Genomic DNA, 12,769 nt, shown 5'->3' with positions numbered 1-12,769 from the left:
TCTGTTGCCTGATTGTCAGGTGGCAGTTTTGTGAACATAAGGGTTAGAGGATGATTCTCTTGTTAACTCGTATCCTAAGTAAAGTCGCTTTGGCGCTAATGGTGGGCTTGCTCGCCGGTTGTCAGGGTGGTGTGCTCGATCCTAAAGGGCAAGTAGGTATTGAAGAGAAGCAACTAATTATTGTTGCTACTTTATTGATGCTGCTTGTTGTGATTCCCGTTATCTTCATGACACTTTATTTCGCTTGGAAATATCGTGAAGGTCGTGACGAAATCTACGAACCAAAATGGTCTCACTCCACAAAAATTGAAACCATTGTTTGGATTATTCCAATTATAATCGTCATCATTCTTGGTGTGATTACATGGAAATCCACTCATGCACTAGATCCTTATAAGCCGTTGAAATCGGATAAAGATCATATCAACGTCCAAGTCGTTTCGATGAACTGGAAGTGGTTATTTATCTATCCGGATCTTGGTATTGCTTCTGTGAACGAGCTGAGATTCCCAGCAAACGTTCCTGTTGCTTTCCAAATTTCTTCTGAAGGCACAATGAACTCATTCTTCATTCCTCAATTGGGTAGCCAAATTTACTCAATGGCAGGCATGGTGACTAAGCTTCACTTGATCGCAAATGAGCCTGGTACGTTTAAAGGTATCTCTGCGAACTACAGTGGACCTGGTTTTACCAATATGAAGTTCGATGCGATCGCTATGGAAACCGAAGCAGATTTTGATGCTTGGGTAGAAGGCGTGAAAGCGGGTTCTCATAACGTTATTAATAATGGCGTATTGAATCAAGTCTCTTATGACAAGCTTGCTGAATATGATGCAGATCCTCATCATAAGCATGTGGCAACGCCAGTTCAGTATTACAACTCAATTGAACCAGGTATTTTCACGGACAACGTTATGAAGTTCATGAAAGATCATGGTCAAGTTGAATTGCTGAAAGGAACTTCATTTGAACCTAAAATGATTCACGACGGTTCTAATCATGGTGAGATGAATCACGGTGAGATGAATCATGGCGAAATGAACCACGAAGCTTCTGAACACTCATCTCACGAGATGCACATGGAGGCAGATAAATAATGTCTATTCTAGGTAAATTATCTTTAGATGCGATTCCACTCCATGAGCCAATCTTGATTGCGACATTTTGTGGCGTTGCTCTAGGTGGATTGATACTTGCGTTCTTACTTATTAAGTACAATTTGCTTGGTACTTTGTGGAAAAACTGGATAACATCAGTTGACCATAAGCGTCTTGGCGTTATGTACATAGTACTTGCACTTGTCATGCTACTCCGTGGTTTCGCGGATGCTGTCATGATGCGTTTGCAGTTGGCTTTGTCTACTAATGGTGGAGACGGTTACTTACCTCCTCATCACTATGACCAAGTCTTTACGGCTCACGGTGTTATCATGATCATCTTTATGGCGATGCCATTTATGATTGGTCTGATGAACATTGTTTTGCCTTTGCAAATTGGTGCTCGTGACGTTGCGTTCCCGTTCCTAAACAACCTTAGCTTCTGGCTAACGGCTGGTGGTGCGATTCTTGTTAACATTTCTCTATTCGTAGGTGAATTTGCTAAGACTGGTTGGGTGGCTTATCCGCCATTGGCTGGCTTGGAATTCAGTCCGGATGTAGGTGTTGATTACTATATATGGGCGCTGCAGATATCCGGGATAGGTACGACCTTAACCGCTGTTAACTTCTTGGCAACAGTGTTTAAAATGCGTGCTCCTGGCATGAAATTGATGGATATGCCGATCTTCACTTGGACCTGTACTTGGGCCAACATTTTGATCGCTGCATCATTCCCAATTTTGACAGTGACTCTTGCTCTACTAACTCTTGACCGTTACCTAGACTTCCACTTCTTTACGAATGATGGCGGTGGTAACTCAATGATGTATATCAACTTGTTCTGGGCATGGGGTCACCCTGAGGTGTACATCCTTGTACTTCCAGCATTTGGTATATTCTCTGAAGTTGTGTCTACCTTTACAGGTAAACGCTTGTTTGGTCACAAATCTATGATTTGGGCAAGTGGTGCGATTTCCATTCTTGGTTTCATCGTATGGCTTCACCATTTCTTTACCATGGGTTCCAGCGCTAACGTAAACGCCTTCTTCGGTATGGCGACTATGGTTATTGCGGTGCCAACGGGTGTGAAACTATTTAACTGGTTGTTCACTATGTACCGCGGTCGTCTTCGTGTGACTGTGCCGGTTCTATGGACTCTTGGTTTCATGGTGACTTTCACTATCGGTGGTATGACAGGTGTACTACTTGCAGTACCTGGTGCTGACTATGTATTGCATAACAGCTTGTTCTTGATTGCCCACTTCCACAACACCATCATTGGTGGTGCGGTATTTGGCTATCTAGCTGGTTTTGTTTTCTGGTTCCCGAAAGTGATGGGCTTCAAACTTAATGAGAAATTAGGTAAAGCAGCTTTCTGGTGTTGGTTGGTTGGTTTCTTCTTAGCCTTCATGCCTTTGTATGTTCTAGGCTTCCTAGGTATGACTCGTCGTCTAAACCACACTGATAACCCAGATTGGAACATTTGGCTGTACATCGCGTTGGTGGGTGCCTTTGTTATCATGGCGGGTATCATTTCTCAGCTATTGCAGTTGTATGTTAGTTTCCGTGATCGTAAAGACAACTTGGACACTACTGGTGATCCATGGAATGCACATACTCTTGAGTGGGCAACATCTTCTCCGCCACAGTCTTATAACTTCGCGGTTATTCCAACTGTTTCTGATATCGATGCGTTTACCGATATGAAAGAGAAAGGTGAAGCTTATGTTCGTAAGGACAGCTATGCGCCAATCCATATGCCTAAGAACACAGCTTCCGGTATATTGATTTCTGGTTGCGTAACGGTAATGGGCTTTGCATTGATTTGGCACATTTGGTGGTTAGCAGCGCTTGGTTTGTTCGGTAGCTTTGTATTCCTTGTTATCCGAGCTTACACCAAAGACGTTGATTACTATGTTCAACCAGATGAAATTGCTCGTACCGAAAATGCGTATCTAGATAGCGTGGCTAAGGGGTAATCATGAGCACGACACATATGAATACACACGACGCTCACGACGAGCATCACGACCACGATCCAGCACCGCATAATGTGTTTGGGTTCTGGCTATATCTAATGACGGACTGTTTGTTGTTCGCTACCATTTTTGCTACTTACGCTGTGCTCTTTATGAACACAGCGGGTGGTGTTTCTGGTAAAGATATTTTCGAGTTAGATTTCGTTCTTGTTGAAACCGCATTACTACTTGTTTCAAGTATTACGTACGGTTTTGCGATGATCTGCGCGCACAAAAAAGATAAAAAAGGCACCATGTCTTGGTTGTCTGTTACTTTTCTTTTGGGCGCTGGCTTTATCGGAATGGAAATCTATGAATTCCATCATTTGATTGTTCATGGAAACGGTCCTCAGGCTAGTGCGTTCTTGTCTGCCTTCTTTACCCTTGTGGGTACTCACGGCTTACACGTAACTGCTGGTTTGATCTGGATGGCGATCCTGATGATCGAATTGACTGTATCTGGTTTTGGTAGCCGAACTGTCACTCGCTTAAGCTGCTTAAGCTTGTTCTGGCATTTCTTGGATGTTATCTGGATCTGTGTTTTCACCGTTGTTTATCTGATGGGAGCGATCTAATGAGCGATCATTCTTCTGAAGCGAATTCACACGGCAGCGTTAAGTCTTACGTAACCGGCTTTGTTTTATCTGTTATCTTGACAGGTATTCCATTCTGGATGGTAATGACAGAAGCGTTTGATAAGGGTCCAACTTACGTAACAATCATTTTGTTGGCTATTGTTCAGATCTTTGTTCATTTGAAGTATTTCCTTCATTTAAACTTCACCTCTGAGCAAGGTAAGTTAGACGCTTATTCTTTCTTGTTTGCTTTGATGATTATTGTGATGGTTGTCGCGTTATCCGTATGGATTATCTACGCTTCCAACGCAATGATGATGTAAGCAGATTGATTTGATGATTATGCGGACTTCTTTCATTATAAGTTTTTCCATTATAAGTAATGTGTGTCCGATGGGAGCCTATAAAGATGTTTAAGCGTTATCTACAGGTCACAAAGCCTGGCATCATTATGGGCAACCTCATCTCTGTTGCGGGAGGCTTCTTTTTAGCCTCTCGTGGCGAGATTGACTGGATCCTTATGCTAGCGACAGTCATTGGCTTGTCGTTGGTGGTTGCTTCTGGCTGTGCCATTAACAACTACATTGATAGAGATATTGATGCAAAAATGCAGCGTACGCGTAACCGCGTTACTGTAAATGGTGAAATGTCAGGTAAAGCGGCATTTTTCCACGGTATTGTGTTAGGTGTTATTGGGTTTGCATTACTGTCGTATTTCACAAACTGGGTAGCAGTTGCTTTTGCTGCATTCGGTTATGTGGTTTATGTCGGTTTATACACTATGTATTTCAAGCGTAAGTCCGTATATGGGACTTTTGTTGGTAGTTTATCTGGTGCTGTTCCACCGGTTGTGGGGTATTGCGCCGCAGCAGGTCAGTTCGACGCTGGTGCTGCTATCTTGCTTACTATGTTTTGTATTTGGCAAATGCCGCATTCTTATGCAATCGCTATTTTTCGCTACAAAGATTATGAAGCGGCAGGGATTCCTGTCTTGCCTGTGTCACAAGGTATCGCAAAAGCAAAACGCCATATAATTCTACATATTGCCGCCTTTGCGGTAGTTGCAGCGCTTTTACCGCTGACTGGCTATGTTGGGATTGGCTTTATGGTTGTTGCTCTGGCTACCAGTCTTTGGTGGCTTGCTATGGCGTTACGAGGCTATCGTCCAGGTATTGATGTGAATGGATGGGCACGACAAGTGTTCTTCTTCTCCATCATCACGGTAACGGCTCTTAGTGTGACCATGGCATTGGATTTTAATGAAGTATCACCAAATTTACTGGTGTTTGCTGCCCATTAATTCATGCTTTTCAAAACGGGCTTTTTAGCCCGTTTTTTATTTCCTTTCTGTTTCTCTTGATAACTTTCTATTTATCTCATTATTCGTTATTTTGAATGCTTGCGCGTAAAACCTCATGCAGGATAATTTCTTTGGTTTGACATTAAAAATCAAAAAGGACGATGTGAATGAAAACGCTTTTAACCTATTTTGTACCGGCTTTGACACTTGTCTTGTTAGGCAGTAGCACTGCTGCCTATGCAGTGAATTGCCAAACATTAGTTACAAAAGCGCCTCAAAATGTAGAAATTAAGACAACAATGATGGGACGAGACAAAGATGTTCGAAGTCCTTATTGCTTGGTTTCGGGTGTCATGTCACAACGTATGGGTGTTGATGATAAGTTTTATTCGATTCAATTTGAGCTACGGTTACCTAACTTTTGGCAAGGGCGTTTTGGATATCAGTTTAATGGCGGAAATGATGGTGAAGTTAAGCCTGCGTTAGGTGCGATAACAGGACTTATTAGTTCTCAGTATGCGATCAACCAAGGCTTCGCTGTGGTTTCAAGTAACGGCGGTCACGATGCTCAAGCTAATCCAGAAGCCGGGCTTGCTGGTCCTGCAGTATTTGGTCATGATCCAGAAGCACGTCGTGATTATGGCTATGGTGCTGTTCAAAAGTTAAACCCTGTTGCTCGTTCTTTAATTGAAAGCTATTACGCTTCACCTATTAAGTATTCATATGGGCTTGGTCAGTCTAATGGTGGACGTATGGCGATGGTCGCCGCGTCGCGATTCCCTGATATGTTTGATGGCTTGTTGGTGGGCTACCCAGGCTTTAACTTACCTAGAGCTGCCTTACAGCATGCTTGGGATATTCAGGCGTTACATCGAGTAAGCGACGATATTAGTCAATCGTTAACGCCTCGCGATTTGAAAGTGTTCGCAAAACGTATATTGGATCAATGTGATACCTTAGACGGTATTAGCGATGACATGATATTTGCAGCTGACGCTTGCCAAAAAATCTTTGACCCCAAAGCGCTAGTTTGTAAAAGCAATTTTGATCGCGATTGTTTACCGCTAAACAAAGTTGCTGCTTTGATGCGTATGCATATGGGTCCGCATAACTCCAGGAATCAAGCCTTATATGCTGATTGGGCTTATGACACGGGAATTAGCTCTGCTAACTGGCGCATGTGGAAAGTTGAAAGTACGATCTCAGATTGGAGTAATAAACCTATCAGTGTGGTGATGGGAGCTGCTTCATTAGCGCATATTTTCACGACGCCTTTTACGAATGTTGCTGGTAATATTTATGCGTTAGAGAATTACTTGTTTAAGTTTGATTTTGATAAAGACGCGCCTAAAATTTATGCGACTAATAATCAATTCAAAGAATCTGCAATGACTATCATGACAACACCAGATGCAGCTAAACCAAAATTGGCTGAGTTTAAGCAACATGGTGGAAAGATGATCATCTTTCATGGTAACAGTGACCCAGTTTTTTCGGTAAAAGATACTATGCGTTGGTATGATTTTTTGGATTTCATGCTTGAAGGTCGAGCGCCAGAATTTGTACGTTTATATCGTGTTCCTGGTATGCCACACGGACAAGGTGGTCCATCAGCTGATCAATTTGATATGCTTACACCTTTAGTTTCGTGGGTCGAAAGAAAAAAAGCACCCCACAGTATTGTTGCTGCCACACGTGCGAAAAATTCAGAAATTACAGCCCGTATGGCTGGTATAACGCGTCCTTTGTGTCCTTATCCATCTTACGCAAAGTACAACAAAGGCGACTTTCTTAAGGCCAGCTCTTTCCAATGCGTTGTCGCCAGATAATCCGTTTTAGGTTAGCGACCGCCGCCAACATCAATAAAACCACCGGTGGAATAGCTGGATTTATCGCTGAGTAACCAGAGGATGGCTTCGGCGACTTCTTCTGGTTGTCCACCTCTCTGTAATGGTAAGTTGGGGCCGATGCGATCCACTCGCCCAGCTTCACCACCATCGGCGTGCATGTCAGTATATATCAATCCCGGTCTGACCACGTTAACTCGAATGCCCTCACCAGCGACTTCCAAGGCAAAGCCTTTGGAGAAAGAGTCGACCGCCCCTTTGCTCGCCGCATAATCTACATACTCATTTGGAGAGCCATAGACAGAGGCGAGAGAAGATACGTTCACGATAGCACCACCTTGACCGCCACGGCTCACAGCCATATCTTGGAAGGCTTCTTGGCAACATTGCATAGTGCCAAAAACATTAGTTTGAAAGATACGTTGCCAGCGTTCGGGCTGGGTATCAACAAAACGAGCTTGTTGATCTAACACACCGGCGCTATTAACCAATGCTTTAATTGGTCCCCAATTACGTCTAATTGTTGCAAACATCTCGATGACTTGTTCAACATCGCTTACATCTGCTTGTAGGCAATGAGCCAAGCCACCTGAAGCAATAATATCGGTAACGATTTTTTCAGCTGATGAAGCATCTTTTCGATAATTAATAACGACTTGATAGCCTTGCTGAGCGGCAAGCTTAGCTGTTGCCGCGCCAATTCCTCGCCCGCCACCAGTAACCAAAAGTATCGGTGATTCCAAAATACTCTCCTTGTTGTTTTATTTGTTTTTAACAATAGCGTGTCCGTTTAAGTAAAACCAGCTTCTAAGCTCTATGAAATTAAGAATTTATGGCCAGCTAATTTTCATAGATTAAGGAAGTATTAGGTATGTTAATGCATCCATATTGAATATAGTAAGCAACATATATAATAATCATAAGATATTAAATTTGGTGATTTGAATGCAAACAAATAATCTTGGTTTTCTTCTAACAGACATCATTCGTCTCATGCGTAGGGAATACCTAAAAAGCGATTTATGTATGACCCCAATGCAAGCGCGGACACTGGTTTATGTCTCTAATTGTGAAGGCATTAGACAAGTGCAATTAGCTGAAATGCTGGATATTCAGCCCATCACGCTTGCCCGTTTAATCGATCAATTGGCGGAAGATAATTTGGTAGAGCGTCGTCCCGATCCAAAAGATCGTCGTGCCTATGGATTGTATTTAATGGAGAAGTCGACGCCCTTATTAGAAAAAATTGATGTTGAGGTTAAGCGAGTTCGTGAGAAAGCACTGCAAGGCTTAACAGAAGAGCAAGTAACAGCTCTTCAGGGGGCGCTCTCTGTTATGCATACAAATTTATCAACAGACTCGTCATCATAGAATTTATCTGGGGAAATACTGGAAATGAGTGAACAAGAAAACAATCCATCCTTGCCGAAGCAAGTAGAAAAGCGTACGACTCGCCGCGTTTTATTAGTGGCATTGCCTCTAGTGGTGATTTTAGCTTCTGTGTTTGTGTATATGAAAGGCGGTCGTTATGTTGAAACAGATAACGCTTATGTCCAATCAGATATAACGACAATCAATGCTGAAGTGTCTGGTGCGATTCAAACGATAGCGATCAAAGAAAACGAAAAAGTCTCAAAAGGTCAGTTGTTATTCAGCATTGATGCAACGCCTTTCAAAGTGGCTGAAGCGAAGGCTCAAGCGCAGTTGCAACAAGTTCGATTAAATATCTTGGAGCAAAAAGCGGCTTACGAAGAGAAAAAGGCTGAAATCAATCAAGCGGAGAACGAGTTTGCCTTTAATCAACGTGAAGAAAAGCGTCAGGCAAACCTGCTAAAACAAAAATTTATTTCAGACACTCAGTTTGATCAAGCTAGACAGGCGGCCGAAGTCAGTGAACTAAAGGTTGCTACCTTGAAGAAAGACTTGTTTCGATTGAAAGAAGCTTTGGGCGGAGATCCAAGCGCACCTCTTGAAGATCACCCTAGTTACCAAGCCGCTCAAGCTGCCTTAGATCAAACTCGTATTGATCTTGGTCACGTAAATGTGAGAGCGCCAGCGTCTGGTGTGGTAGCAAAAGTTCCTAATAGCGGTGAATACGTAACGGCAGGTTCCACTACTATGGTGTTGGTATCTGATGAGCGACAATGGATTGCAGCAAACTTTACTGAGAAAGATTTAACCTATGTTCAACCAGGCCAAGAAGTTGAAATAGAAGTGGACGCTTACCCTGGAGTTTCACTACATGGCAAGGTTGAAAGTATTAGTCCTGCGACGGGCTCTGAATTTTCAGTGATTCCAGCGGAAAATGCGACAGGCAACTGGGTAAAAGTTGCCCAGCGCCTTTCTGTGAAGATTCTTGTCGATACAGATCAAGATACACCAGTATTACGTACAGGCTTTAGTTCAAATGTCACAATAGATACAGAACATCAGCGCCGTTTATTCGGTCTAGCTTTGTGAGGCGATAGAGATGGCGCTTACGCAAAGCCTAAAAACGGAGGACGCTGGTACTAATCGCATTATGATCACGATATCTGTGATGTTAGCGACCATCATGCAGGCGTTAGACACGACTATTGCCAACGTGGCGTTGCCGCATATGAAAGGCGCCATGGGAACCACCCAAGATCAGATTTCTTGGGTGCTGACGTCTTATATTGTTGCCGCGGCAATTTGTATGCCGCTGACGGGGATTTTGTCCGCAAAAATTGGCCGTAAACGTTTGTTTATGTGGTCAATAGTAGGCTTCACTGTATCGTCTATTTTATGTGGTGCGGCGCAATCGTTAGATCAAATCGTATTGTTCCGTTTGCTGCAAGGTGTGTTTGGGGCGAGCTTGGTGCCGTTGTCTCAATCTGTATTGCTTGATACTTACCCGAAAGAAAAACATGGTTCAGCAATGGCCATGTGGGGCGTTGGTGTGATGGTTGGGCCAATTTTAGGGCCTTATCTTGGTGGCTTGTTGACCGAATATTATAGCTGGCGCTGGGTGTTTTATATCAACGTGCCATTTGGCATTATCGCTTGGCTTGGTTTGGCTGGCTTCTTAGAAGAATCAAAGCTCGATAAGAAACGCAGTTTTGATATGTATGGCTTTGTTCTACTCGGTGTTGCTATTGGTAGCTTACAAATGATGCTAGACCGAGGCGAATCGCAGAACTGGTTTGCGAGTTTAGAGGTGACGATAGAAGGTTTGTTAACTGTTGTTTGTGGCGCTATGTTTTTGGTGCATATTTTTACCCACAGCCATCCGTTTATCGATCCGAAAATGTTTCGCGATAGAAACTTCAGTGTCGGCATGGTGTTCATTTTCATAGTTGGCATTATTTTGTTGTCATCCATGGCATTACTACCGCCGTTCATGAGCTCATTAATGGGTTATCCGGTTGTTGATATTGGTGCTATTCTGGCTCCACGAGGTTTTGGCACCATGGCGGCGATGATTATAGTTGGACGCTTTGCGAATAAAATTGATGCTCGATTGTTTATCACATTGGGCTTGGTGCTGATCACTTACTCAATGTGGGAAATGACGTTGTTTACCACTGAGGTAACGGCATGGGACATTATCCGAACGGGAATGGTTCAGGGCACGGGTTTAGGGTTTATTTTTGTGCCTTTATCTACCATTAGCTTTGCAACTTTAGATCCTAAATACCGCAATGAAGGCACGTCTATGTTTAGCTTGCTGAGAAACATCGGTAGTAGTATTGGTATTTCGGTGGTTACGACCTACTTGGCGCAGCGAACACAGATAAACCATGCGGCGTTTGCGGATTATATTAATCCATTTAATCTTGGCTTACAGATTGCTCAAGAACAGGGAGCTTATAATACGACAACGGCAGCGGGGCTTTCGGCACTAAACCAAGTGGTGACTGGACAAGCTGCAACCTTGGCGTATTTACAAGATTTTCGTTTGATGATGTGGGTGACTATAGCGGCTTTGCCTTTGGTGCTTTTGTTGAAAGGAAGGTCGAAACAAACTAGAGCATAAAAAACATTAAGGTTTAGATATAAATTGTGAAAGCCCTGATTTTCAGGGCTTTTTTGTATCTTTATACATTGCTATTGCTGTGTTCTTATCGATCAATGAATACATAAGCTAGTACTGTCTAAAGCCACACGTTATCATGCGTGTTATCTGGATATTTGATTTACCTAGTTTTGCTTGGAGGCTGCTATGAGCGCATTAGATCGACACTTTATTTTGGGCTATGGCAGCCTAATTAATGGTGAAAGCCGCGCGAAAACAGGCGAAACAGGCAAGGTTTGGCCTGTTAAGTTACATGGATTCGAGCGTCATTGGTCAGTAATGTCAGTTGAGTATGGTATGAGCTCTGTTGCAGTGATCCATGCTCCAGAAAAAGCCTGTAATGGCGTATTGGTCGAAGTACCTTATGACCAATTTCCCTTATTTGATGAACGTGAAAAGGGCTATCAAAGAGCTGCCATCGACGCCAAGCAATTAACAACGTATCAAGACCATCCTTTACCAGAAGGCACTTATTGGGTTTATCACACAGAAAATGTGATTGAACCTTACCATGAGTGTCCTATTGCACTAAGTTACCTAGATGTCATTTTGTCTGGTTGCTTAGAGCACGGTGATGATTTTGCACAAGACTTTTTAACATTAACCAAAGGCTGGGCATCGCCTTTGCTTAATGACCGAAAAGCCCCTCGTTATCCGCGAGTGCAACCAGAACTTTCTACTGAGCGTTTGAATACTTTATTGGCGCCTGTAACCACCTTATCTATTAAAGAGCTATCTGTAACTTATGAATCTTAACTCGACGAGCCAATTATTGGTGCGCAACGAAGAAGGGTTGGTCGGCAAAATCTTATTTGCTAACCCTGAAGACACTTATCCACTTGATTTGAGCAGAAAAGCGGATGTGTATGCTTGGTGCCAATCTAAAACCTATTATGATGCTTTGTTGCGAGTTGGCTTTGCGGATGAAAAGCTTTTCTTGTCCGAACAATGGGCGCTAGAGCATGGCAGTGACTTCGATCACATTGTTATCTATCAGCCTAAAGCCAAAGAGTTGCTGGATTATTTGCTAGCGTCAGTTTTGCCTCTTTTAAAAGAAGGCGGACAAATATGGCTAGTGGGTGACAATAAGAGCGGCGTTAAATCCTCTATGAAGCGTCTAGAAGCGGGATTAGATGAAGTTGGTAAACGAGATGGTGCCAAGCACTGTTTGCTTTATACAGGCTATAAGCGTCGTCCTACGAAGCCATTTGTATTTGAAGATTGGATTACGACTTGGAAACAGGAAGTTGCAGGTCAAACATTAACATTGTGCAGTTTGCCGGGTGTTTTTGGTCATGGAAAACTTGATAAAGGTACCGACATTTTATTAAAGCAGCTTAATCAGCATCGCTTTATGAGTGATGTTGCCAGCGCACGAATACTCGATTTTGGTTGTGGTGACGGCATCATTGCTCTTTGGTTGCATAATAAAACTGGCGCGCGTATTACCGCTCTGGACGATAGTGTCTTGGCGTTAAAAGCAACGGAATTAACCTTCGCTGCGAATCAGGTCAGCGACGCAGTGACTTTAATTGCTTCTAATGGCTTAGATGAAGTGAAAGGCCGCTTTAACTATGTTGTTACCAATCCACCATTCCACAGTGGTGTGAATACCGACTACAGCATTGCTGAAAGCTTCTTTATGACGGTTAAACAACATCTTACCTTGAACGGTGAGCTATTTGTCGTTGCCAACGACTTCTTGCGTTATCCACCTATTCTAGACGCGGCGCTGGGTTCTCACACGCGTTTGTATCGAGACAGAGGCTTCGCGATATATCACGGCCGTCAGCCGAAGAAAAAATAATGTTATAAGCTTTTTTGAGTGCTATAAACACGCCCTATTTTTGAAAATAGGCGTGTTTTATTTTATTAGTTGGATCAACTGGTTGTCAG

12 protein-coding genes are annotated in these 12,769 nt (G+C 43.1%); 11 read left to right on the top strand and 1 reads right to left on the bottom strand.

From position 1 onward, the window contains the following. The first annotated feature begins 50 nt into the window (after positions 1-50). From cyoA to B6N13_RS06360, 6 genes are all read left to right on the top strand, one after another. Positions 51-1,097: a ubiquinol oxidase subunit II gene (gene cyoA, locus B6N13_RS06385; RefSeq protein WP_011977926.1), complete on the top strand. Its 1,047-nt coding sequence runs from the start codon at positions 51-53 to the stop codon at positions 1,095-1,097. Further along, positions 1,097-3,076: a cytochrome o ubiquinol oxidase subunit I gene (gene cyoB / locus B6N13_RS06380; RefSeq protein WP_011977927.1), complete on the top strand. Its 1,980-nt coding sequence runs from the start codon at positions 1,097-1,099 to the stop codon at positions 3,074-3,076. Before cyoA ends, cyoB begins: the two co-directional genes overlap by 1 nt. A 2-nt stretch (positions 3,077-3,078) precedes the next feature. Beyond that, complete coding sequence (gene cyoC, locus B6N13_RS06375; protein WP_011977928.1) at positions 3,079-3,690, top strand: cytochrome o ubiquinol oxidase subunit III; 612 nt, start codon at positions 3,079-3,081, stop codon at positions 3,688-3,690. Next, a complete protein-coding gene (gene cyoD, locus B6N13_RS06370; RefSeq protein WP_011977929.1) occupies positions 3,690-4,013 on the top strand; it encodes a cytochrome o ubiquinol oxidase subunit IV in 324 nt (107 codons plus the stop codon). Before cyoC ends, cyoD begins: the two co-directional genes overlap by 1 nt. A gap of 86 nt (positions 4,014-4,099) precedes the next feature. Beyond that, the gene (gene cyoE / locus B6N13_RS06365; RefSeq protein WP_011977930.1) at positions 4,100-4,990 is read left to right on the top strand and encodes a heme o synthase; all 891 of its coding nucleotides are present in this window, start codon (positions 4,100-4,102) and stop codon (positions 4,988-4,990) included. A gap of 167 nt (positions 4,991-5,157) precedes the next feature. Further along, a complete protein-coding gene (locus tag B6N13_RS06360) occupies positions 5,158-6,819 on the top strand; it encodes a tannase/feruloyl esterase family alpha/beta hydrolase (RefSeq protein ID WP_169458873.1) in 1,662 nt (553 codons plus the stop codon). Positions 6,820-6,830: 11 nt separating this feature from the next. On the opposite strand, the gene B6N13_RS06355 is transcribed toward B6N13_RS06360, so the two are convergent. After that, complete coding sequence (locus B6N13_RS06355; protein WP_169458872.1) at positions 6,831-7,580, bottom strand: SDR family oxidoreductase; 750 nt, start codon at positions 7,578-7,580, stop codon at positions 6,831-6,833. 202 nt (positions 7,581-7,782) lie between these two features. On the opposite strand from B6N13_RS06355, the gene B6N13_RS06350 reads away from it, so the two are divergent. The 5 genes from B6N13_RS06350 (at position 7,783) to B6N13_RS06330 (ending at position 12,680) form a co-directional block, all read left to right on the top strand. Next, positions 7,783-8,208, top strand: coding sequence for a MarR family transcriptional regulator (locus tag B6N13_RS06350; protein ID WP_011977933.1), 426 nt, complete (start codon positions 7,783-7,785; stop codon positions 8,206-8,208). A 24-nt stretch (positions 8,209-8,232) separates the two neighbouring features. Then, positions 8,233-9,297: an HlyD family secretion protein gene (locus B6N13_RS06345; protein WP_011977934.1), complete on the top strand. Its 1,065-nt coding sequence runs from the start codon at positions 8,233-8,235 to the stop codon at positions 9,295-9,297. Positions 9,298-9,307: 10 nt separating this feature from the next. After that, positions 9,308-10,834, top strand: coding sequence for a DHA2 family efflux MFS transporter permease subunit (locus tag B6N13_RS06340; protein WP_011977935.1), 1,527 nt, complete (start codon positions 9,308-9,310; stop codon positions 10,832-10,834). Between the two features lie 186 nt (positions 10,835-11,020). Then, positions 11,021-11,629 carry a gamma-glutamylcyclotransferase family protein gene (locus tag B6N13_RS06335; RefSeq protein WP_169458871.1) on the top strand — a complete coding sequence of 203 codons (609 nt, stop codon included), beginning with the start codon at positions 11,021-11,023 and terminating at the stop codon, positions 11,627-11,629. Continuing rightward, a complete protein-coding gene (locus tag B6N13_RS06330) occupies positions 11,619-12,680 on the top strand; it encodes a class I SAM-dependent methyltransferase (RefSeq protein ID WP_169458870.1) in 1,062 nt (353 codons plus the stop codon). Before B6N13_RS06335 ends, B6N13_RS06330 begins: the two co-directional genes overlap by 11 nt. Positions 12,681-12,769 lie beyond the last annotated feature (89 nt).

The organism is Marinomonas sp. UCMA 3892, from assembly GCF_012726345.1.
Lineage (GTDB): Bacteria > Pseudomonadota > Gammaproteobacteria > Pseudomonadales > Marinomonadaceae > Marinomonas.
Note: the sequence above shows the minus strand (reverse complement) of the source record. Positions and strands in the feature narration are given on the sequence as shown.